Genomic DNA, 21694 nt, shown 5'->3' with positions numbered 1-21694 from the left:
CCTCTCTCAAACCCTCGCGTCGGCGGAATGGTTTTTCTTTTCGATCAATGCTCTTCGATCACTGGCCGATCTGGGCCACGTCGCTCTTGTCGGGCTTGCCGTAGGCGACCTTGGCCTTGGCGACCCACTCGGCGAACTTCTCCTTGGAGACGGCCTCGACCGCGATCGGCATGAAGCCATGGTTGACGCCGCAAATCTCGGAGCACTGGCCGTAGTAGACGCCTTCCTTCTCGATCTTCACCCAGGTCTCGTTGGCGCGGCCGGGAACGGCGTCCTTCTTCACGCCGAAGGACGGCACCGCCCAGGAATGGATCACGTCGCCGCCCGTCACCAGGACGCGCACGGTGGTGCCCACCGGCAGGACGACGCGGTTGTCCACCTCAAGCAGGCGCTTCTGCCCCGGCTTCAGGTCGGCTTCCTGGATCATGTAGCTGGAGAAGGCGATGTTGCCGTGGTCCGGGTATTCGTAGTCCCAGTACCACTGCCGCCCGGTGACCTTGATGGTCATCTCCGCTTCCGGCGTCCGTTCGGCCTGGTAGAGCAGCTTGAAGGACGGCACCGCGATGACGATCAGGATGATGACCGGGATCACGGTCCAGGCCACTTCCAGGACCGTGTGGTGTGACGTCTTGCTGGGCGTGGGGTTCTTCTTCTCGTTGAACCGCACCATCACCAGGACCAGCAGCGCCAGCACGAACAGCACGATGCCGACGATGATGACGGTCAGCAGGCTGTGGAAGGAATCCATGGCGTGCTTGACCGGCGTGACCGCTTCCTGAAGCCCCATTTGCCAGGGGTGGGGTTCGGCGACGGCGCTTCCGGAAAAACCGCACAATGATGCAATCGCCGCCAGGACGGCGGCGTTCAGGGTCTGCGTTTTCATCCCCAACCCTCTCGTTGGCCGCAAGCCCTTGGCGCGCGGCCGCGGTTTACCCTACCCGCCGGCCTTTGCCGCCGCCCCTGATTGATGTGGTCCCGTGCCTCGCGGCCGGTCCACGGCGGGCGTTTCGACGAAAGCCGGTTCTTGCAGGGCGCGTGCCGTTCATGCGCGGCACTTGCCTGCACCGTAAGCTTAACCCTGCATCGCGCTTGGGAACAAGTCAGCCCCCTTTACACAAAGGACATAGGCGCGGCGCTGGTTTGGAGCTTTCGATAGGCTGAAAGTTGAGCGTCGGAATGGGATGAAAACTGCGACATCCTGTCGCAGTTTGTTTACGACGCAAATTGTCCAGGCAAAACAAGACCGTAGGTTGGGTTGAACGAAAGCGAAACCCAACGTCCGTCGCACGGCGAACCTGTTGGGTTTCGCTTTCGCTCAACCCAACCTACGACCAAATTCGTAAGCAGCCCAAAGGCTTACGATCAATGCTCACCGGCGTGCTCGCCAGTGATTACCTTTCGGATGCGGCGCACGCCGGACCAGACGAAGGCGATGATGATGGGGATCATCAGCCCGACGATCAGGTCCGGATCGACCTTCATCCCGAAGCCCTTCATCCCCTTGGCCGCGTAGCCGACGATGCCGACGAGGTAGTAGCTGATCGCCACCACCGACAGCCCTTCCACCGTCTCCTGAAGGCGAAGCTGAAGCTGCGCCCGCTTGTCCATGGAGTGCAGCAGCTCGGCGTTCTGCCCCTCCACGGCGATCTCGACGCGAGTGCGCAGCAGATTGCTGGCGCGGGCCACGCGCTGCGACAGGGCGTCCAGGCGCGACTGCACCGCCTCGCAGGTGCGGATGGCCGGGGCGAGGCGGCGCTCCATGAACTCGCCGACCGTGGGCAGCCCCTCGATGCGGATCTCCCGCAATTCCTCGATTCGCTTTTCCACCAGCTTGTAGTAGGCGCGCGCCGCACCGAACCGGTAGGCCGTCTCCGCCGAGATCTGCTCGGTCTGGGCGGCCAGCAGCGTCAGCCGGTCCAGCAGCTCGCGCTCGTCGTCCAGGCCACGCAGCTTGGCGATGCTGGCGGTCAGGTCGGCGAGGTCGGACTCGATGGGGGCGATGCGCGGCAGCACCCCGCGCGCCACCGGCAGCGCCAGCAGCGCCATCACCCGGTAGGTCTCGATCTCCATCAGCCGCTGCACGACGCGCCCGGCCTGATTGGGCGTCATCGAATGGTCGGCGATCAGCATCCGCGAGAAGCCGTCGCCATGAATGCGGAAATCCGTCCAGGCCGTGGCCGCGCGGCCCGAAATGCGCGTCCCGATGTAGCCCTGCGACCCGAACATGGCCGACAGCATGCTGGCGGACGGCTCCGGCGCGTCGGCGTCCAGAACGGCGATATGGATGCCCACCATCAACTCGCCCGGCAGCCCGGCCAGCCATTCCCGGGGCACGGCGTTCAGCGCCGGGTCGATGAAGGGGTCCACCAGCGTGCCGGGGGTGGTCGCGCTCGGCCGGAAGACGGTCCAGGTGGAGAACTCCGTGTGCCGCTCCCACTTCAGGCGGAAGCTGCCGAAGGAGCCGCTGTAGTGCGTCGCGCCCGCTGGCGGACGCGGCACGCCGGCCCAGTCGCACAGCTTCTCCAGATGCCGCCGGTCCTCCTCCCCCGCCCCCTCGCCGGAGAGCATGGCGAGCATCGTGCCGCGCACCGGGGCGGTCAGCACCTCCGGCGGGCGGGTGTGCACCTCGTTGGTCAGCACGACGCGCAGGGCGTGGTCCTTCAGCGGGCGGGCGGCCTGTTCCGCGGTGCGTCCCAGCGCGACGGCGTCATCGGTCATGGCGGCACCCTTCCCCTCTGCTAAAGGACGACGAGCCTTGCCGGACGCACCGGCCGTCGCCACACTATAAGTCCGATCTTAGACCACATCCGGGGTGTGGGCGCGAGAGCCCCCGCATCCATAAGCCCTCCTACAAAAGACGCATAGCCCGGAGTCTCCATGAGCGCGCTCGCCACCACCGACGATCTGTTCTTCAATCGCGCCGGCCTGGACCGTTCCCGCGTCGAGGGGATTGTCGCCGAAGCCCTGCGCGGCGCCGACGACGGCGAGCTGTATCTGGAGTACGCGCAGAGCGAATCGCTCGGCTGGGACGACGGCAAGCTGAAGTCGGCCAGCTTCGACACCACCCAGGGCTTCGGCCTGCGCGCCATCGCGGACGAGGCGACGGGCTTCGCCCACGCCTCCAGCCTGTCGGAAGACGCCATCCGCCGCGCCGCAGCCACGGTGCGCGCCGTGCAGGCCGGCCACGCCGGCACGGTGGCGGAGCCGCCGCCGGGCACCAACCGCGCGCTCTACATCCCCGACAACCCCCTGCCCTTCGTCCCCTTCGAGCAGAAGGTGAAGCTGCTGGCGGAGATCGACGCCTACGCCCGCGCCAAGGACCCGCGCGTGCGGCAGGTCTCCTGCTCGATCAGCGGGGAGTGGCAGGCCGTGCAGATCATCCGCGCCGACGGCGTGCGCGTGGCCGACCTGCGCCCGCTGGTCCGCCTGAACGTCTCCGTCGTGGTGGCGGACGGCGACCGGATGGAGACCGGCGGCCACGGCGGCGGCGGCCGCGTGACCTACGAGCACTACATGCAGCCCGACACTTGGCGTGCCTTTGTGGACGAGGCGCTGCGTTCGGCGCTGGTCAACCTGTCCTCCGTCCCGGCCCCGGCGGGTGAGATGACGGTCGTGCTGGGCAACGGCTGGCCGGGCATTCTGCTGCACGAAGCCATTGGCCACGGGCTGGAGGGCGACTTCAACCGCAAGAAGACCTCCGCCTTCGCCGGGCTGATGGGCCAGCGCATCGCCGCGCCGGGCGTGACCATCGTGGACGACGGCACCATCGAGAACAGCCGCGGCTCCATCACCGTGGACGACGAGGGCACCCCCGGCCAGTGCACCACGCTGATCGAGGACGGCATCCTCGTCGGCTACATGCAGGACCGCATGAACGCCCGCCTGATGGGCATGCGCCCGACCGGCAACGGCCGCCGCCAGAGCTTCGCCTACCACCCGATGCCGCGCATGACCAACACGGTGATGCGGCCCGGCCCCTACGCGCCGGAAGAGATCATCAAGTCGGTGAAGAAGGGCCTCTACGCCAAGAACTTCGGCGGCGGGCAGGTGGACATCACCAACGGCAAGTTCGTCTTCTCCGCCAACGAGGCCTACCTGATCGAGGACGGCAAGCTCGGCCCGGCGGTGAAGGGCGCCACCCTGATCGGCAACGGCCCGGACAGCCTGACCCGCGTGTCGATGATCGGCAACGACACGAAGCTCGACCCCGGCGTCGGCACCTGCGGCAAGGACGGCCAGGGCGTGCCGGTGGGCGTCGGCCAGCCGACCCTCCGTCTGGATGGATTGACCGTGGGCGGCACCGCTGCCTAACTGGGGCGGCTTTCGGATTTTCGATCGGAGGGAACCGGTGTCCACGCTCGCGATGGTTTCGACCTTCTGCCCCGACCGGGTCGGCCTTGTCTCGGCCGTCACCAGCCACCTGTTCGAGCTGGGCGTGAACCTGCGCGACGCCACCTTCGCCGTGATGGGCACGGGCGCCGAGTTCTCCGCCGTCTGCGAACTGCCGGGCGGCGTTTCGGTGGAGGAGGTGCAGGCCGGCCTCTCCTCCCTGCCGGAACTGGCGGGCGCCCAGATCAAGGTCACGCCCTTCCAGTTCGATCCCAATCCGGGTCCGCAGGCGCGCATCACCCATTGGGTGGAGGTGTCCGGCGGCGACCAGCCCGGCCTGATCGCCCGCATGTCGGAGATCTTCACCCAGTTCCAGGCGAACATCGTCCGGCTGGACGCCCAGACCCTGCCGGACCACGAAGGCGGCCGCTACACCATCCGCTTCGCCGTGTCCCTCCCGCCGGAACGCGCGAACACCTGCCTGTCCGCCGTCGCCAACACCGCCGAAACCATGGGCCTGACCTGCGAGACAGAACAGGTCTGAGCGTCGCGTAAGCCCCCTCGCCCGCCGGAGGCGGGCGAGGGGGCTTAACCGCGCTTGACGCGTTGGCGGACTCTCCGCCAGTAATTGCGCTTTCCGCGCACTTATCGAGGACGCCATGGCCGGCAACAGCTTCGGGACGCTTTTCCGCTTCACCACCTGGGGCGAAAGCCATGGGCCGGCCATCGGGGTGGTCGTCGACGGCTGCCCGTCGCTGCTGGACCTCAGCGAGGCGGACATCCAGCCCTGGCTGGACAAGCGCCGGCCCGGTCAGTCGAAATACACGACCCAGCGGCAGGAGCCGGATCAGGTCAAAATCCTGTCCGGCGTATTCGATGGCAAGACCACCGGCACCCCGATCTCGCTGATGATCGAGAACACGGACCAGCGGTCCAAGGACTACAGCGAGATCGCGTCCAAGTTCCGGCCGGGCCACGCCGACTACACCTATTGGAAGAAGTACGGCATCCGCGACTACCGCGGCGGCGGACGGTCCTCGGCGCGCGAGACGGCCTGCCGCGTGGCGGCTGGCGCCGTCGCTCGCAAGGTTCTCGGCAATGGGATCACGGTGCGCGGCGCGCTGGTGCAGATCGGCCCGCACAAGGTGGACCGCAGCCGCTGGGATTGGAGCGAGGTCGACAACAACCCTTTCTTCTGCCCCGACGCGACGGCGGCGGCGCAGTGGGCCGAGTATCTGGATGGCATCCGCAAGAGCGGCTCCTCCATCGGCGCGGTGGTCGAACTGGTGGCCTCCGGCGTGCCGGTCGGGCTGGGCGACCCGCTCTACGACAAGCTGGACGGCGACCTCGCCCGCGCCATGATGACCATCAATGCGGTCAAGGGCGTGGAGATCGGCAACGGCTTCGAGGCCGCCACCCTGACCGGCGAGCAGAACGCCGACGAGATGCGCGCCGGCCCGAATGGCGAGCCGGAATTCCTGTCCAATCAGGCCGGCGGCATCCTGGGCGGCATCTCCACGGGACAGGACATCGTGGTGCGCTTCGCGGTGAAGCCGACCAGTTCCATCCTCACCCCGCGCCAGACCGTGGACCTGGAGGGCAAGGAGACGGACATCCTGACCAAGGGCCGCCACGACCCCTGCGTCGGCATCCGCGCCGTCCCGGTGGGCGAGGCGATGATGGCCTGCGTGCTGGCCGACCATCTGCTGCGCCTGCGCGCCTACACGCATGGGTAATCAACCCCTCCCACCGAAAGGGGAAATCCTGTAACGTTCGAATACCAAAGGGATTTGAACGGGACCGGATGCGATGTCGCGGGTGTGGCGCGTTGGGCTGATGGTGATGGGTGCGGTGCTGGCGGGCGCGGCTGTGGACGGGTCCCCGGCCTCCGCGCAGTCCCCGTCCCCGCCCTTTCAGGAATTCTCGGAAACCTTCAAGGACTGGAAGCTCTACTGTCAGGTGTGGAGCGCGTCGCGGCGCCTGGAATGTGAACTGGGCTCGCGCACGGGCAGCGACCGCAACTCGCGCATCGTGTGGCTGCGGTCCAGCGAACGCTGGATGGAGGGGCTGCGTTTCCGCCTGGACGTGGCGGGCACCGACCTGAACAAGCCCCTGCGCGTCTGGGTGGACAACTCCGTCTTCCGTCCGGAATTCCCCTGCAAACCCTTCGCCTTCGAGTCGAACACCTGCGCGGTGCCGGACCCCGGCACGAACCAGAAACTGGTCGAGAAAATGATGGGCGGCAAGGAAGTGTCCGCCGTCGGCAGTTCCCCCACCGGCACCAAGTCGGAAGTCCGCTTCTCGCTGAGCGGTTTCAAGGCGGCGGTCGAGCGCATGGAACAGCTTCGCCGCGAGGCCGGCGGGGCCTGGATGTAGGCGCCGGGCCTGGGGGGGCGGCCCCCCCCCAAGGGGGGGGGGGGGGGGGGGGGGGGGGGGGGGGGGGNGGGTCTTGGATGTGGGCGCCGGGCCTGCCCCCTCCCTCCGCCAGGGGCGTGGGAGGGGGCAGGCGGTGCGGCGTTACTGCGTGCCCGCGGTGTTGGGCAGCGAGCGACGGGTCATCGGTTCACCCATGCCGCTGTCGTCGGGCGACATGGTCTTGTAGTCCCGCGACTGCTGGTTCGTCATCGGATAGGGCTGCGTCTTGGACGTGCCCGACGAATAGGGCGACGCGCCGGACGCGCCCGAACCGGCGCGGTTCGGATTCGTCAGGGATTCCCGCGTCGGCGACTGGCCCATGCCGGACTCGTCCGGCGAAATCGTGCGGTTCTGCATGCCGCCTTCGCGCAGCATCGTGCCGCCCGGCGTGGTGGTGCTGCCCGACGTGGTGGCGCTGGGCACGCTGCTGCTGCCGCTCATGCCATAGCCGGACGGGCCGCTCGATTCAGACGAACAGGCGGCAAGCAGCGCCATGGCGGACGCCGCGGCAATGATCGAATAACGCATGGTTGGTCTCCGCTCCCGAATTTTTCGAGGCACCGCTCCGCAAGGCGGGCGGCGTGTGCAATCCCCCTCGATAACGGAACGCGGTTGGGAGAGTTCCAATCGGATGTGCGATCCAACCTATGCGTGATTCGGACCTACGCGGGGTCCGATTCTCCTTCGGACTTGGCGTATTTCTTCTTGGCCTGATCCAGCGACGCGAGCAGTTGTTTTCCGGTAACCCCGCCGTCGCCGCTGATGCGGGCGTTCATCACCGCTTTGATGGCGTCCACATGGGCCTTGATCAGCAGATGTTCGTTCGCCGTCACGGCCGTGAAGGCACCTTGGGTTGCCTCGTAGAGCGATTTGGCGACCTGCGTGATCAGCGGATAGCCGAAGATGCCGCCCTGCCCGCGCATCTCGTGGGCCGAGCGGTTGATCTGCACCATCAGCGCCGGGACGGCCGCCGGTTCCGCCCGCAGCCGTTCGACGCGGCGGGCCATCTCCTCCACCTCCCCGGCGATCCAGGTGGCGTAGTCGCCGGCGCGGCTCTGGATTTCCGCGTCGGCGGCGGCCAGCACGTCGGCCGGCAGGACCGGCACCGGATCCTTGGGCGCAATGCCGATCTTGGCGCCAAGCCGGTTCGGCAGGTCGAAATAGACCACCGGGTACCGGTCGATGCCCGTTGCCTTGGACTTGCTGTGGACGACCAGGATCTCGCTCGGGCTGGTCATGCGGCAGTCCATGGCCACCGGCCGCTCCGTCCGGCGGCGGTCCGGCCCGAAGAAGCCCTTGGCCAGCACGAACCGGCGCGGCCGCGCGATGGCGGTCATCAGGCGGCTGGCGATGGTCCCGGACGAAAAAGGCTTGGCGATGAAGTCGTTGGCGCCCAGATCGCGCGCCTGCTCCACATACTGGCGGTCGGCCGCACCCGACAGCATCAGCACGGGAAGGAAGCGGTCGGGCGACTTCGGGCTGCAGCGCACCCAGCGCAGCAGCATCAGACCGTCCACCTCCGGCATCACGAGGTCGGAGATGATCAGATCGACCGGCGCCGTGCCCGGCGGCAGGGAAGCCCGCCGTTCCTCAAGGAAGCGAATCGCATCGGCCCCGCTGCCTTCCGCATGCACCGTGCCGACCCCGATGGTCCGCAGGGTGGCGGTCAGCACGTTGCGGATGAAGGCGCTGTCCTCGACCACGAGAACGGAGAGAAGGTCGAGCTTCGGCCCGCCCTTGCCGTTCAAATCGTTCATTACCCCAACCATTGCACTGCATTCGGGGCAATTCTTTGCACGCCGGGATGCGCCTTGGCGAGCGCGAACTTCCAGCTCGGCCGTTGGTCAGGGCTTTGCGCCGGGCGCGGGCGCGGCTAGGCTGGCGGCCAAACAATCGAAACTTACCGGAGGAACGCAAGGATGCCGCAGCCCGATCACGTCATGGCCCTGCCCGTGCCCGAGACCCCGGACCTCGACCCGGAGATGGCCGCGCTGTTCGACAAGTGCGTGGAGAAGCTGGGCTTCGTGCCCAACGTGCTGCGCGCCTACAGCGCCCGCCCGAAGAAGCTGCGCAACTTCGCCATGCTCTACAACGAGCTGATGCTGGGGGAGAGCGGCCTGTCCAAGCTGGAGCGGGAGATGATCGCCGTGGTCGTGTCCTCGGCGAACCACTGCTACTACTGCCTCGTCGCCCACGGACAGGCGGTGCGCAAGCTGTCCGGCGACCCGGAACTGGGCGAGATGCTGGTGATGAACTACCGCGCGGCCCCGCTGGAGCCGCGCCAGCGCGCCATGCTCGACTTCGCCTGGAAACTGACCAAGGAACCCTGGACGGTGGGCGAGCCCGACCGGCAGGCCCTGCGCGACGTCGGCTTCAGCGAGGCTGACATCTTCGACATCGCCGACACGGCCGGCTTCTACAATATGTCGAATCGCGTGGCCACGGCGGTCGATATGCTGCCGAACCGCGAATACCACAAGCTTGACCGTTGAGGTAGGCTGAGTCCCTGCGCACGCCTGCCCACCAACCGCCGGAGCCGCCGGGATGTTGAGGTTCATCGTCCGCCTGTTCGCGTTCATCGGCTTTCTCGTCGTGGCCGCCATCGTCGCGTCGGTGGTGCTGGTCACGCGGCACGAGCCGACCCTGCCGGACACCATCGTGCTGGAGCTGGACCTGAAGGGCTCGCTGACCGAGGCGGCCGGCGGCCGGCTGGGCGGCTTCCTGGGGCACGAGAAGACGTTGCGGGAGGTGCTGGACGCGCTGGAGCGCGGGCGGCGCGACCCGCGCGTCAAGGGCGTGCTGGCGAACTTCGGCGGCGGGGGCGACGGCGCCGGCTTTGCCCAGGCGCAGGAGCTGCGCACGGCCATCGAGCGTTTCCGCGCCTCCGGCCGCTTCGCCATCGCCTTCGCCGAGGCCTATGGCGAGAGCGGATCCGGCAACCGCTCCTACCTGCTGGCGAGCGCCTTCGACGAGGTGTGGATGCAGCCGCTGGGGATGCTCGGCCTGACCGGCCTGTCGGCGCAGATCCCCTTCGCGCGCGGCGCGCTCGACAAGCTCGACATCCAGCCGCAGCTCATGCAGCGGGAGGAGTACAAGAGCTTCGCCGACACCTTCACCAAGACCGACTTCACCCCCGCCCACCGCGAGATGATCGAGTCGCTGCTGGGCGACCTGACCAACCAGGTGGTGGACGGCGTGGCGAAGAGCCGCCGGCTCGCCCCCGCCGCCGTGCGCGCGGCCATGGACAAGGCCCCGCTGCTCGACAAGGAGGCGCTGGACGCCAAGCTGATCGACCGGCTGGGCTACGCCGACGAGGCCAGGGCGGAGGCCCTGCGCCGCGCCGGTGGACCCGCCGACGCCGACATGGTGGAGCCTGCCGACTATCTGCGTGTCGCCGGCCCGGCCTACGGCAGCGGTCCGGTCATCGCGCTCATCCACGCGTCCGGCACCATCACCAGCGGCAAGAGCGACAAGCCCGGCATCGGCGAGGTCACCGCCGGGGCGGAGACCATCGTCCAGGCCATCGAGGACGCGGCGGACGATCCCGACGTGAAGGCCATCCTGTTCCGCATCGACAGCGGCGGCGGCGGGGTCACCGCGTCGGAGACGATCCGCCGCGCCCTGTCCAGGGCACGCGAGTCGGGCAAGCCGGTGATCGCGAGCATGGGCGACACCGCAGCCTCCGGCGGCTACTGGATCGCGCTTGCCGCCGACCGCATCGTCGCCTCACCGGGCACGATCACCGGCTCCATCGGCGTGGTCGCCGGCAAGATGTCGGTGAACGCGCTTTCCGAACGGCTGGGCGTGCATTGGGGCATCGTCGACACCGGCCGAAACGCCGGCATGTGGTCGCCGGTGCGCCCCTTCTCCCCCACCGGCGAGGAGCGGCTGACCGCCCTGATCGACGCCAGCTACGCCACCTTCCTGAACCGCGTTGCCGAGGCGCGGCACCTCACCCCCGACCAGGCCCACGCCGCCGCCAAGGGGCGCGTCTGGTCCGGCGCGCAGGCGCGCGATCTTGGCTTGGTCGACGACCTCGGCGGGGTGGACGCGGCGCTTACATTGGCGAAGGTGGAGGCGAAGCTGGAACGCGACGCTCCCGTCACCCTGGAGCCCTTCCCGAAGCCGAAGTCGGTGTTCCAGGAAATCCGCGACCTTGCGTCGGGCAAGGGCGATCTGGTGGAGGCGGCGGCGATGCTGGCCGAACTGCGGCCGCTGCTGGGGCAGCTCGCCCCGTTCGTCAGGGCCGCCCGCACCGGCGAGGTGCAGGCGCGGATGCCGCCGATGATCCTCGGACATTGATTCTGGGACAGTAAACACCAACCGGGCGGGGTCCGACATGTCCTTCAGCTTCATCCACACCGCAGCGATGCTGTTTGGACTGTCCAATCAGCCCGCCTACATTCCGCAAAGGCCGCCGGAACGCGCGGCCGCGCCCCCGGCTGTGTCGGAAGCCATGACGGCGGCGATCCCCGCCCCCGCCCCGCTCCCGGCTGCCCCGCCGCAACCGCCAGCGGCCGGCATCGCGGCGCCTGCGGGCGGATTCCCAGGTGGATTCGTCGTGCACCTCGCGTCCTACCGGAGCGAAGCCGCCGCACAGAGGGGATGGGCGGAATTGCGCGCGCACGCGCCGGACTTGGCGAAGGTGGAGCCCCGCTTCCTGCCGACCGTCCTTCCCGACAAGGGCCAATGGGTCCGTGTCGCCGCTGGGCCGTTCGCCAGCCGGGCCGACGCGGCCGGCTTCTGCGCGTCGCTGAAGGGACGGGTCGATTATTGCCGGCCGCTGGAAATGCCGCCGGGAACGGGCGGGCATCCGGTTCGTTGAAAAGGGGCCGGTGAAAGAAACAAAGCCCCTCCCCGCCAAAGGGCGGGAAGGGGCGGAAGCGATGGTCAATGACGTGTGGAAAGGTTCGCCGAACAGAGCAAGAGGAAGGAGTTGGCGCCAGATCGGCCGTCGCCTTCCAGGTAGCTCTGGAAGCCCGGCGAACAGATCAGCCGCGCGATCTCATCCTTGGAAAAAACCGGCAAAAAGGGGTTGTTCGCCAACTCCTCATAGGCAGCCCTCGCCATCAATCTGAGTTTAGGCGGAATCGCCGCGATATATCGGTCGAGAGCACATTCGTCCTCACGCTCCATCTGGCGCACTCCTTTCCCACACGTCCAATGATTAGGGGCTACAGAATAAAGATTGCGCAAAGGGCCAACCCCGTAAAGCGTCAAGACGCCACGAAGTAGCAAATCCTGCACAGTGTTGTGTCGGCACCACAGTATACGTTTTGGGTAAGCAGCCGGATGAAGGCCTATACTTCCGGCAATGTCACAGAAATCTTTCAGGTAGAAAGCCCACTGAATCGAGGCCTGCCCATTGAGCGTTTCACGCGTTCCCTCAGCGGCACGTCCACACAGCGAATGCCAATTCGTTTGATACGCAAACATTCTGTTGCAACGGCATTCCACCCGAAATTCCCGCACTATATTACCTAAGACCTACACATTAAGGTGAGGCCCTGGCACTTGAATCATCTGAAGATAAGCGTTTTCTTGTTTCCTCGATGACAAAATGCGCCCCGGTTTTATCTTGGTTGACCAAGAAATCTTGTCGCGATATAGGCACGCAACCCTTTGTGGCGAAACCGTTACGGACAGGGGGGGCTTTCCAAGGCTGGTGGATGGGATTATGTCGTTCGATAAGGCGACCGTCAGCTTTGCCACCTATTGAAGACACAACTCACGGACGCACCGTGCACATCGACGATGACGTCGCCGCCAGCGACCACATGACCGACACTGCGAAGGCCGAAGACCACGATCATCCCGACCCTGCGACGGGCGGGGAGCGCGGCTGCTGCATCGTCGGCATCGGCGCGTCGGCCGGCGGGTTGGAAGCCCTGCAGCGCTTCTTCGACAACGTGCCGGGTGACAGCGACCTTGCCTATGTGGTCATCCAGCACCTGTCGCCGGTGCACAAGAGCCTGATGGTCGATCTTCTCGGCAAGCACACGACCATGGCGGTCGTGCAGGCCGCCGACGGCATGCCGGTGGAACGGAACACCGTCTATCTGCTGCCGCCGGCCAAGCACCTGTCCATCGACGAGGGGCGGCTGCGCCTGACCGCCAAGGACGCCGGCAACGGCATGAGCCTGCCCATCGACATCTTCTTCACCGCGCTGGCCCAGGACCAGGGGCCGCTGGCGCTGGGCGTCGTCCTCTCGGGCACCGGGTCGGATGGCACGCGCGGCCTGCTCGCCATCAAGTCGGCGGGCGGCTTCACCGCCGTGCAGGATCCGGAAACAGCCCAGTTCGACGGCATGCCGCGCAGTGCGCTCGCCACCGGTCAGGTGGACGCCACCCTGTCCCCGGACAAGCTGCCGGCCGCCCTGATCGCGCACGCGCAACGGACGCTGACCCGCAACCCGAAGGCCGCGCGCCCACGCGGAAGGGGCGGTGACGGGGTCAGCGACCCGCTGGGTCAGATCGTGGCGGCCATCCGGTCGGTCACCGGTGTCGATTTCTCCCACTACAAGCTGGCCACCCTGCTGCGCCGGATCGAGCGGCGGATGCACGCCGCCGGGCTGGACGCGATGGAGGACTACGCGGCCCTGCTGCGCCGGAACAACGCCGAAACGGTCAACCTCTACAAAGAGATGCTGATCGGCGTCACCCGCTTCTTCCGCGACGAGGCCGCCTTCGCGGCGCTGGCCGACAAGGTTGTCCCCGCCCTGCTGTCGAACCGCAGCCGTAACGACATGGTCCGCGTCTGGGTCTGCGGCTGCGCCACGGGCGAGGAGGCCTACTCCATCGCCATCCTGTTCGCCGAGGCGCAGGAACGGCTGGGCCGCACGTTCGACGTCAAGATCTTCGCCACCGACATCGACCAGGACAGCATTGAGGTCGCCAGCCTGGGCGAGTACCCGCGCTCCATCGCCGAGGACGTGTCGCAGGAACGTCTGGCCCGCTTTTTCACCCAACGCGGCGACAAGTATGTGGTGGCGCGCGACATCCGCCGAATGGTGGTGTTCGCCGTCCACAACATCATGCGCGACCCGCCCTTCACCAAGATCGACCTGGTCAGCTGCCGCAACCTGCTGATCTACATGGACGCGCCGCTCCAGCGGAAGGTGCTGAGCCTGTTCCAGTACGCGTTGCGCCAGAACGGCTTCCTGTTCCTGGGCACCAGCGAGACGCTGGGCGAGCTGTCCACCGATTTCAACGCGCTGGACAGCCGCAACAAGGTCTTCCAGAGCCTGCGCGCCGGGACGCACCGCCTGTCGCGCCTGTTGGTGCCGACCGTGGCGGCCCCGCTGGCCCGCCATACCGACGACGCCGTGGGCCACGCCCAGGAGGAAGGGGCCGCCATCGACGAGGCCATCGGCACGTTGATGAAGGCCTATGTGCCGCCCTGCCTGCTGGTCAACGACCAGATGAACATCATGCACGTCTTCGGCGACGCCTCGGCCATCCTGAAGGTGCCGGCTGGCGAGGCGACCCTGAACGCGCTGAAGCTGCTGCCCTCCTCCGTGTCCATGGTGGTCGGCACGGCGCTCACCCGCGCCTTCCGCTCCGGCGAGGAGTTCGCGCTGTCCAGCATCCCGGTGAAGGACCGGGAAGGCCTGCCGGCCATCAGCCTGCGCGTGAAGCCCTTCGTGGTGCGCAAGACCGGGCGGCGCTTCGCGCTGGTTCTGCTGGACCCGGCGAGCCCGATGCTTCCGGTGCCCGATTCCAACTTCGACTTCGACGCCGACGCCGCCGAGCGCATCCAGGGGCTGGAGCAGGAATTGCTGTCGCGCGGCGAGAACCTGCAGGCCACCATCGAGGAGCTGGAGACCGCCAACGAGGAACTCCAGGCCACGAACGAAGAGCTTCTCGCCTCCAACGAAGAGCTGCAAAGCACCAACGAGGAACTTCAGTCGGTCAATGAGGAGCTGTACTCCGTCAACGCCGAGTATCAGGCGAAGGTGGAGGAGCTGACCGAGGTCACCAACGACCTGGACAACCTGTTGCGCTCCACCGAGATCGGCACCGTCTTCCTCGACGACGGCATGGTGATCCGGCGTTTCACCCCGGCGGCGGCGCGCTTCATCAACATCATCCCGCGCGACGTCGGGCGGTCGATCACGCATCTGTCGACCAACCTCGATTATCCGGACTTCCTGGCGGACATCAACGCGGTGTTCGCGTCCCACACCCCCATCGAGCGCCACGTCCAGGTGCGCGCCGAGCGCTGGATCCAGACGCGCATCCTCCCCTATCTGACCGACAAGAACCAGGTCGCGGGGGTCGTCGTCACCTTCGTGGACGTCACCGCCGCCAAGGAGGCGGAACAGCGGCTCCAGACGGTGATCAACAGCCTGCCGGAGCATGTCGCGGTCATCGACGCCCAGGGCATCATCACCATGGTCAACGCCGCCTGGCGGAGCTTCGGCGCCAACAACGGCGTGCCCGCGCTGGAACGCTGCGGACCGGGCACCAACTATCTTGAGGTGTGCACCACCCAGGAGGGGAGCGAGGGCGAGGAGATCGCCCGCGCCGTGAACGATGGGCTTCGCCAAATCCTGGCCGGCGAGATCGGCCACTTCACCATTGAATATCCCTGCCACTCCGCCATGGAGGAGCGCTGGTTCATGATGCACGCCTGCCGTCTGAACGAACCCTCCGGCGGAGCGGTCGTGAGCCACATCAACATCACCAACCGCAAGCAGATGGAACTGCGCCTCAGCGCCCGTCCGGCGGCATCGAACAGCAAGGGCAAAGGCGGCGGAGGGGCGGCGTGACCGACCTGCTGAACGACCGCCTGCGCCGGCGCGCCGAGCAGGCGCTCAATTCCGGCGGCTTCGAGGGGGCCGAGATCTCGGCCACCACCCTGAAGGAGGTGGTGCACGAGCTGTACGTCCATCAGGCCGAACTGGAAATCCAGAACGAGGAACTGCGCACCGCCCAACAGGCGCTGGAAGCCTCGCGCATCGAATATCTGCAGCTGTTCCAGTCGGTCCCGCTGGCCTGCTTCACCGTCAACGCCGCCGGCATCGTCTGCGAGGCCAACGCCGCGGCGGAGCGGCAGTTTGGCATGCCCATGCGCCGCCTGAAGGGCCGGCCGCTGACCCTTCTGGTGGAATCGCTGGACCACGGGCGCCTGTTCACCGCGCTGAACCGCCTGCGCGAAACCGGGCAATGGACGCGCCAGGAATATGTCCTCGTCGGCGCGCGCGGCCCCATCGACGGGCTGACCGACGCGCGGATCGTGAACCTGGAGGACGGCGACAAGGGAGACATCCTGTTGACCGTCACCGACGTGACCGAGCGCAACGCCTGGGTCCGCGAGGTGCAGCAGGCCCGCGAGGAGGCGGAGCGCGCCCGCGCCGCCTACCACCACATCCTCCAGGCGGTTGCCGACGGCATCTTCGGCCTGGACGTGGACGGCGCCATCAGCTTCGTGAACGCGGCAGCCCAGGACATGACGGGCTTCGATGCGGCTGAGCTGGTCGGGCGGCGCTTTTCCTCCCTGTTCGACGGGGCCGAGGCCGACGGCCTGGAGGCCAAGCGCGCGGTGATGCTGGCGCTGGCCGACGGGCAGGTCCGGAAGGCCGCCGAGGGCCGCCTGTCCCGCCGCGACGGCTCAGCCTTCGTGGCGGAGCTGACCATCTCCCCCATCGTCGAGCACGGCCAGATCACCGGCGCCGTGGTGGCGGTCCGCGACGTGACCGCCCGCCGCGCCACCGAGGAGGCCCTGGCCGTCAGCGAGCGGCGGCACCGCACGCTGGTCCAGTCGCTGGACGAAGGGCTGGTGATGCGCTCCACCGACGGCACGGTGCAGGTCGCCAACGCCATGGCGGAGCGGTTGATGGCCGGCCCGGCCGGTGTCCTTCTCGACCCGCGCGCCAAGCCCTTCAACACGCGCACGCTCGGTGACCGGGCGACCACGGCCGGCGGCCGGCGCTTCATCGGAACCGACGGCGCGCGCCTGACCGGGCTGCCGCCCACGGCCCAGGCGGCAGACAGCGGCAAGCCGGTCGTCGAGCAGATCGTCGGCATCGCGCAGGGCGACGGCGCCGCCGCGTCCACGCGCTGGCTGCGCGTGTCCAGCCACCCGGTGCTGGCCCCCGGCGGCGCGGTGGAGGCGGTGGTCACCAGCGTCACCGACATCTCGGCCATCAAGTCGATGGAGCGCGACCTGAACGTCGCGCTGGACGCCAAGGAACGCTTCATGGCGGCGGCCAGCCACGACCTGCGCCAGCCCGCCCAGGCGCTGATGCTGCTGAGCGGCCTGCTGCTGAAGGAACCGATGCAGGAGGAGGCGCGGCGGATTGCCAGCCAGCTGCGCGACACGGTCACGTCGCTGGGCGGGCTGCTCGACTGCCTGCTGGACATCTCGAAGCTGGAGGCCGGGCTCATCACCCCCAGCCTCGGCGCGGTGGACGTCGGCACCATCATGGAACGCCTGCATGGGGAGTTCGCGACGGTCGCGGCCTCCTCCAACCTCGTGCTGCGGACGGTGCCGGCGCACCTCGGCCTGCGCACCGATGGGGCGCTGCTGGAGCGCGTGCTGCGCAACCTGCTGACCAACGCGATCCGCTACACCCACCAGGGCCGCGTCCTGTTCGGCGTGCGCCGCCGCGGCCGGACCCTGCGGATCGAGGTCTGGGACACCGGCATCGGCATCGCCGAGAACCAGATCGACCGCATCTTCCAGGACTTCTATCAGGTCGGCAACGCCGCCCGCGACCGGCGGGAGGGGCTGGGCATGGGGCTCAGCATCGCCAAGCGGCTGGTCCACATGCTGGGCGGCAGCATCGACGTGACCTCCCGCCTCGGCCAGGGATCCTGCTTCGCCGTCACCCTGCCGATGGAAGCCGGAGCCCAGCCCCGGCCGGGTGCCGCGGCCGCGACGGAGGACGATGCGGACGGCGCGGTCGACGGCAACGGGGCCGAAGTCCTGTTGGTGGAGGACGATGCGGTGATCCGCATGGCCCTGGCCCTGATGCTGGAGGGTTGGGGCTACCGCGTCACCGACGCGGGTTCGGTGGCGGAGGCGCTGGAGCTGATGGACGGCGATTGGGAGCCCGCCCTCGTGCTCACCGACTACCGGCTGCCGGACGGCGGGACCGGGCTGATGCTGATGGACACGCTGCGCCGCCGGTTGGGCCGTGACATGCCGGGCGTGCTGTTGACCGGCGACACCTCCTCCGACCGGCTGCGCGAAGCGGCCGGCGCCCAATGCGCCCTGCTGCACAAGCCGATCCAGCCGCAAGACCTGCACCGCGTCGTCCGCGAAAGCCTGCGCAATGGCCGTTCGGAGGCTCCGGCGGAGGCTTGATCGCTTACGGCCGCTCCAGATCCATGCGTGTGGCCTCCTTCAGGTGGCCCAGGCGCTCCTCCGCCTCGTCGCGGGCGTAGGGGCCTTCCACGTCCATGCCGAAGCTGACGTAGAACCCATCGGCCTGGGTGATGTGGGTGCCGATGGGCAGATATTCGTCGGTCGGTTCGTCGTTGCCGACGATCGCGCCGTTCCGGATCTCCACGATATGCGCCATGACGCGAAGCCCCCGCCTCGGATGGATGGTGCCATTCGCGATCAACGGGCGGCTTGACGGGATGGTTCCTTCAATGTCCCTGCTTCAGCCCGGCCCCTGCTTCAGCCGGTTCGCTGTGTCAGCCGGTCCAGCCGCAGGCGATGCCGCCCGTCGCTGAGCCGCCGCGCCGTCGCCAGCGTCGCCGTCAGCACGCCGAGCCCCGTCGCGCCCGAGATCAGGAACATGATCAGGATCTGGTACTTCACCGCTTCCGTCGGATCGACGCCGGACAGGATCTGACCGGTCATCATACCCGGCAGCGACACTAGCCCCGTCGCGGCCATGCCGTTGACGGTCGGCATCAACCCGGTGCGCAGCGCGTGGCGCAGCACCGGCCGCAGCGCCGTCCAGCGCGTGCAGCCCAGCGCGAGCTGCGCCTCGATGGCCGCCCGCTCCCGCACCGCCGACGCGGTCAGGGTGTTGAGGGCGAGGCTGACCCCGCTCATCGCGTTGCCCAGCACCATGCCGAGCAGCGGGATGGCGTAGCGCGCGTCCCACCAGGGCTGCGGCCGGATGGCGGTGGTCAGCGCCAGGATCATCACCAGCGTCGCCGCGAAGCCCATCGCCCCGGTGCCGAGCCCATAGGTCCACCAGCCCGCGAACCGCCGCTCCTGCCGGGCCACCGCCTCCTGCCCGGCGAACAGCAGCATGCCCAGCGCCGCCGCGAGCGTGAGCCAGGGCGATTCCAGCGCAAACAGCCGGGCCAGCACCAGCCCGACCAGCGAGAGCTGCACGACCATGCGCACCGCGGCGATGGCAAGCGGCCGTTCCAGCCCCAGCGCCATCCGCATCGACAACCCGCCGTTCACCAGCAACAGCAACGCCGCCAGCACAAGGTCGGTGTAGTGAAGCGGGATCAGCGGCATGGACACCTCATCCGAGCGGCCCAATCCCCTCGCCCGCCTCCGGCGGGAGAGGGAGGGGCCCGCGCCAACGGCGCGGGAGGGTGAGGGCAAGGTTTTCCGGGCAGGCATCGCTGCGCGTCGCCAGGATTCTCGGGGCAACCTTGCCCTCACCCTCCCACCGCTTCGCGGTGGGTCCCTCCCTCTCCCATCGGGGATGGGAGAGGGGGTTAGGGACCGCATCGATTCGGAAAGCCCTCATGCCTCCCTCACCTCTCCGGCGTCCACATGCAGGCGGCGGTGCGCCAGACGATCGGCCTGCGCGGCAGCGTGGGTGACGATCAGCACCCCCACCCCACGCGCCAGCTCGTCGCGCAGCAGCGCCTCCACGCGCTCCGTCGCCTCGGGGTCGAGAGCGCCGGTGGGTTCGTCCAGCAACAGCACGCGCGGCTCCTGCACCAGGGCGCGGGCAAGCGCGAGGCGCTGCCGCTCCCCGGTGGACAGGCGGGCGACGGGCCAGTCCAGCGCGCCGCCGGGAAGGCCCAGCGCCTCGATGACGCGGGCAGCACGGTCCGGTTCCGTGAAATGATCCCCCACCCGGTCGGCCCACCAACCCGACTCGGCGGCGAGGTAGGTGACCCGGCGGCGCCAGTCCGGCGCGGGCATGTCCTCGCGCAGGGCGCCGTCCAGCCGCACCTCGCCCGACGCGGGGTCGAGATCCGCCACCGCGCGCAGGAGAACGGACTTGCCGGCGCCGGACGGTCCCTGGACGGCCACGCACTCCCCATCCCCCAGCTGGAAGGAGGCCGGCTTCAGCACGCGGTTGGACAGGCCGTGGACGGTCAGCATCGGACGGGAAACGGCTGCTGCGAATGTCTGTTGCGAGGGTAGCAGCCATTCGCAGCGGAGTCCTTGCGCGGAATGTCCCGGTGTCTATGGTGTGCGCGACGCGATCCACCGTTCGAACCACGAAGCCGAGCCCCAAGGCTGCCCCATGACCGACCAGACCGCCGATCCCGCCGCCGAGCACGCCGTCTTCACCCATCGTGAAATCCTGCGCGTGTTCAGCGGCGTGGCGCTCGCCATGCTGATGGCGGCGATGGACCAGACGATCGTCGCCACGGCCCTGCCGACCATGGCCCACGACCTCGGCAGCCTGGAAGACCTGCCCTGGGTGGTCACGGCCTATCTGCTGGCCTCGACCTCCACGACGCCGATCTACGGCAAGCTGAGCGACCTGTACGGGCGCAAACGCATCCTTCAGGTCGCGATCTTCCTGTTCCTGATCGGCTCGGTCCTCTGCGCGGTGGCGCAGAGCATGGGGCAATTGATCCTGTTCCGGGGCATCCAGGGCCTGGGCGGCGGCGGGCTGATGGCGCTGGCCTTCACCATCATCGGCGACGTGGTCGCCCCGCGTGAGCGCGGGCGCTACCAGGGCTACATCGGCGGCGTCTTCGCGCTGTCCAGCGTGGCCGGGCCGCTGCTGGGCGGCATCTTCACCGAAAAGCTGAGCTGGCACTGGATTTTCCTGATCAACATCCCCCTGGGCATCGCCGCGCTGGCGATGACCGCCCGCGCGCTCGACCGCCTGTCCACCGGCCGCGCGCACCCGAAGATCGACTTCCTGGGGGCCGGCCTGCTGATGGGAACGGTGACGACGCTGCTGTTCGTGGTGTCGCGCGGCGGCGTGACGGTGCCCTGGACCTCCCCGCTCATCCTCGGCCTGTCGGCGCTGGGCGTGGCGCTGTTCGCCGCCTTCCTGATCCACGAACGGCGGGTGGAGGAGCCGATCCTGCCGCTGCACCTGTTCCGCCAGCCGGTGGTCGCCATCGCCAATCCGGTGGTGGCCGTGTCGGCCATGGTGCTGTTCTCCGGCATCGTCTTCCTGCCCCTGCGCTCGCAGCTGGTCAGCGGGACCAACGCCACGGCGTCGGGCCTGCTGCTGCTGCCGATGGTGCTGGGCATGGTGCTGGGGGCCGGCGGCGGCGGGCGCCTGATCGCGCGCACCGGCCGCTACAAGCGCGTTCCGCTGGTCGGGCTCGCGCTGGCGGCGGGGATGTATCTGGCGCTCGCGCTGTCGCCGTCGGTGTCGGAGAACGGGCTGTGGTCCACGCTGATCCTGGTGCCGCTGGGCATCGGGCTGGGGCTGGTCATGCCGGTGATGACGGTGGCCGTGCAGAACGCCGTGGACCGCCGCGACCTGGGCGCCGCCACCGCCTCGGTCGGCTTCTTCCGCTCGCTCGGCGGGTCGGTGGGTGTGGCGGTGTTCGGCGCGGTCTTCGCCGCCGACGTGGAGGCGCGGCTGAACGCCGCCGGCCTGCCCGGCATCAACGGCCGCGAGGTGATGGAGCGCGGCACCGCCGCCCTCGCCTCCCTGCCGCAGGGCTCCCGCGCCGCCGCCCTGACCGCCTTCGAGCACGGCTTCTCCACCCTGTTCCTGCTGGCGGCGGCGCTGGCCGTGGTGTCCTTCGCGCTGACCCTGTTCCTGAAGGAACTCCCCCTGCGCTCCGCCGCCGAGATCAAGGCGGAGGCGGTGTAGGG

Annotated in this window: 18 protein-coding genes; 10 read left to right on the top strand and 8 right to left on the bottom strand. The window is 68.4% G+C overall.

The window, feature by feature from the left end:
• Positions 1 to 58 precede the first annotated feature (58 nt).
• Positions 59 to 883, bottom strand: a complete 825-nt coding sequence (coxB, locus tag ACSVC7_RS05040) for a cytochrome c oxidase subunit II (protein WP_448203330.1) — start codon at positions 881 to 883, stop codon at positions 59 to 61.
• 479 nt (positions 884 to 1362) lie between these two features.
• Positions 1363 to 2718, bottom strand: a complete 1356-nt coding sequence (locus tag ACSVC7_RS05035) for a DUF3422 family protein (protein ID WP_448203329.1) — start codon at positions 2716 to 2718, stop codon at positions 1363 to 1365.
• Positions 2719 to 2877: 159 nt separating this feature from the next.
• Here ACSVC7_RS05035 and tldD point away from each other — a divergent pair, with 159 nt between their 5' ends.
• The 4 genes from tldD (at position 2878) to ACSVC7_RS05015 (ending at position 6705) form a co-directional block, all read left to right on the top strand.
• Positions 2878 to 4311 (top strand): metalloprotease TldD, encoded by a 1434-nt coding sequence (gene tldD, locus ACSVC7_RS05030; protein WP_448203328.1) that lies wholly within the window; start codon positions 2878 to 2880, stop codon positions 4309 to 4311.
• 37 nt (positions 4312 to 4348) lie between these two features.
• Entirely contained in the window at positions 4349 to 4873 is a 525-nt protein-coding gene (locus tag ACSVC7_RS05025) for a glycine cleavage system transcriptional repressor (protein ID WP_448203327.1), read from the top strand.
• A gap of 115 nt (positions 4874 to 4988) precedes the next feature.
• A complete protein-coding gene (gene aroC, locus ACSVC7_RS05020; protein WP_448203326.1) occupies positions 4989 to 6065 on the top strand; it encodes a chorismate synthase in 1077 nt (358 codons plus the stop codon).
• A 73-nt stretch (positions 6066 to 6138) separates the two neighbouring features.
• The gene (locus ACSVC7_RS05015; RefSeq protein ID WP_448203325.1) at positions 6139 to 6705 is read left to right on the top strand and encodes an invasion associated locus B family protein; all 567 of its coding nucleotides are present in this window, start codon (positions 6139 to 6141) and stop codon (positions 6703 to 6705) included.
• Between the two features lie 141 nt (positions 6706 to 6846).
• On the opposite strand, the gene ACSVC7_RS05010 is transcribed toward ACSVC7_RS05015, so the two are convergent.
• Both ACSVC7_RS05010 and ACSVC7_RS05005 read right to left on the bottom strand, forming a co-directional pair.
• Positions 6847 to 7272, bottom strand: a complete 426-nt coding sequence (locus ACSVC7_RS05010; RefSeq protein ID WP_448203324.1) for a hypothetical protein — start codon at positions 7270 to 7272, stop codon at positions 6847 to 6849.
• 134 nt (positions 7273 to 7406) lie between these two features.
• Positions 7407 to 8501, bottom strand: a complete 1095-nt coding sequence (locus tag ACSVC7_RS05005) for a response regulator (protein ID WP_448203323.1) — start codon at positions 8499 to 8501, stop codon at positions 7407 to 7409.
• 162 nt (positions 8502 to 8663) lie between these two features.
• Between ACSVC7_RS05005 and ACSVC7_RS05000 the strand changes: the two genes are divergently transcribed.
• The 3 genes from ACSVC7_RS05000 to ACSVC7_RS04990 are packed head-to-tail and all read left to right on the top strand — an operon-like array spanning position 8664 to position 11569.
• Complete coding sequence (locus tag ACSVC7_RS05000) at positions 8664 to 9236, top strand: peroxidase-related enzyme (protein ID WP_448203322.1); 573 nt, start codon at positions 8664 to 8666, stop codon at positions 9234 to 9236.
• 52 nt (positions 9237 to 9288) lie between these two features.
• Positions 9289 to 11046 (top strand): signal peptide peptidase SppA, encoded by a 1758-nt coding sequence (gene sppA, locus ACSVC7_RS04995; RefSeq protein WP_448203321.1) that lies wholly within the window; start codon positions 9289 to 9291, stop codon positions 11044 to 11046.
• 37 nt (positions 11047 to 11083) lie between these two features.
• Positions 11084 to 11569, top strand: a complete 486-nt coding sequence (locus tag ACSVC7_RS04990; RefSeq protein WP_448203320.1) for an SPOR domain-containing protein — start codon at positions 11084 to 11086, stop codon at positions 11567 to 11569.
• Positions 11570 to 11634: 65 nt separating this feature from the next.
• On the opposite strand, the gene ACSVC7_RS04985 is transcribed toward ACSVC7_RS04990, so the two are convergent.
• On the bottom strand, positions 11635 to 11880 hold the full coding sequence (locus ACSVC7_RS04985) for a hypothetical protein (protein ID WP_448203319.1): 246 nt from the start codon (positions 11878 to 11880) through the stop codon (positions 11635 to 11637).
• A gap of 605 nt (positions 11881 to 12485) precedes the next feature.
• On the opposite strand from ACSVC7_RS04985, the gene ACSVC7_RS04980 reads away from it, so the two are divergent.
• Together ACSVC7_RS04980 and ACSVC7_RS04975 are read left to right on the top strand one after the other, a co-directional pair.
• On the top strand, positions 12486 to 15515 hold the full coding sequence (locus ACSVC7_RS04980; protein ID WP_448203318.1) for a chemotaxis protein CheB: 3030 nt from the start codon (positions 12486 to 12488) through the stop codon (positions 15513 to 15515).
• Positions 15512 to 18055, top strand: a complete 2544-nt coding sequence (locus ACSVC7_RS04975; RefSeq protein ID WP_448203317.1) for a PAS domain-containing sensor histidine kinase — start codon at positions 15512 to 15514, stop codon at positions 18053 to 18055. The genes ACSVC7_RS04980 and ACSVC7_RS04975 overlap by 4 nt, the downstream gene beginning before the upstream one ends.
• A gap of 4 nt (positions 18056 to 18059) precedes the next feature.
• Here the strand turns inward: ACSVC7_RS04975 and ACSVC7_RS04970 are convergent, their stop codons facing one another.
• The 3 genes from ACSVC7_RS04970 to ACSVC7_RS04960 form a co-directional block, all read right to left on the bottom strand.
• On the bottom strand, positions 18060 to 18272 hold the full coding sequence (locus ACSVC7_RS04970; protein ID WP_448203316.1) for a hypothetical protein: 213 nt from the start codon (positions 18270 to 18272) through the stop codon (positions 18060 to 18062).
• A 101-nt stretch (positions 18273 to 18373) separates the two neighbouring features.
• Positions 18374 to 19177: an ABC transporter permease gene (locus tag ACSVC7_RS04965; RefSeq protein ID WP_448203315.1), complete on the bottom strand. Its 804-nt coding sequence runs from the start codon at positions 19175 to 19177 to the stop codon at positions 18374 to 18376.
• A 234-nt stretch (positions 19178 to 19411) separates the two neighbouring features.
• Positions 19412 to 20002, bottom strand: a complete 591-nt coding sequence (locus ACSVC7_RS04960; RefSeq protein ID WP_448203314.1) for an ABC transporter ATP-binding protein — start codon at positions 20000 to 20002, stop codon at positions 19412 to 19414.
• A gap of 145 nt (positions 20003 to 20147) precedes the next feature.
• On the opposite strand from ACSVC7_RS04960, the gene ACSVC7_RS04955 reads away from it, so the two are divergent.
• Positions 20148 to 21692: an MDR family MFS transporter gene (locus ACSVC7_RS04955; protein ID WP_448203313.1), complete on the top strand. Its 1545-nt coding sequence runs from the start codon at positions 20148 to 20150 to the stop codon at positions 21690 to 21692.
• Positions 21693 to 21694: the final 2 nt, after the last annotated feature.

It is taken from the genome of Azospirillum mesophilum, assembly GCF_053470405.2.
This window is presented reverse-complemented; position numbering and strand designations above follow the sequence as displayed.

Excerpts from the sequence above, each read along its gene's own strand:
- ACSVC7_RS05015 (WP_448203325.1), top strand. The coding sequence starts at position 6,139 with ATGTCGCGGGTGTGGCGCGTTGGGCTGATGGTGATGGGTGCGGTGCTG.
- ACSVC7_RS04990 (WP_448203320.1), top strand. The coding sequence starts at position 11,084 with ATGTCCTTCAGCTTCATCCACACCGCAGCGATGCTGTTTGGACTGTCC.
- tldD (WP_448203328.1), top strand. The coding sequence starts at position 2,878 with ATGAGCGCGCTCGCCACCACCGACGATCTGTTCTTCAATCGCGCCGGC.
- ACSVC7_RS04960 (WP_448203314.1), bottom strand. The coding sequence starts at position 20,002 with ATGCTGACCGTCCACGGCCTGTCCAACCGCGTGCTGAAGCCGGCCTCC.
- ACSVC7_RS05035 (WP_448203329.1), bottom strand. The coding sequence starts at position 2,718 with ATGACCGATGACGCCGTCGCGCTGGGACGCACCGCGGAACAGGCCGCC.
- aroC (WP_448203326.1), top strand. The coding sequence starts at position 4,989 with ATGGCCGGCAACAGCTTCGGGACGCTTTTCCGCTTCACCACCTGGGGC.
- ACSVC7_RS04955 (WP_448203313.1), top strand. The coding sequence starts at position 20,148 with ATGACCGACCAGACCGCCGATCCCGCCGCCGAGCACGCCGTCTTCACC.
- sppA (WP_448203321.1), top strand. The coding sequence starts at position 9,289 with ATGTTGAGGTTCATCGTCCGCCTGTTCGCGTTCATCGGCTTTCTCGTC.
- ACSVC7_RS04985 (WP_448203319.1), bottom strand. The coding sequence starts at position 11,880 with ATGGAGCGTGAGGACGAATGTGCTCTCGACCGATATATCGCGGCGATT.
- ACSVC7_RS05010 (WP_448203324.1), bottom strand. The coding sequence starts at position 7,272 with ATGCGTTATTCGATCATTGCCGCGGCGTCCGCCATGGCGCTGCTTGCC.
- ACSVC7_RS05000 (WP_448203322.1), top strand. The coding sequence starts at position 8,664 with ATGCCGCAGCCCGATCACGTCATGGCCCTGCCCGTGCCCGAGACCCCG.
- ACSVC7_RS04965 (WP_448203315.1), bottom strand. The coding sequence starts at position 19,177 with ATGCCGCTGATCCCGCTTCACTACACCGACCTTGTGCTGGCGGCGTTG.
- coxB (WP_448203330.1), bottom strand. The coding sequence starts at position 883 with ATGAAAACGCAGACCCTGAACGCCGCCGTCCTGGCGGCGATTGCATCA.
- ACSVC7_RS04970 (WP_448203316.1), bottom strand. The coding sequence starts at position 18,272 with ATGGCGCATATCGTGGAGATCCGGAACGGCGCGATCGTCGGCAACGAC.
- ACSVC7_RS05005 (WP_448203323.1), bottom strand. The coding sequence starts at position 8,501 with ATGAACGATTTGAACGGCAAGGGCGGGCCGAAGCTCGACCTTCTCTCC.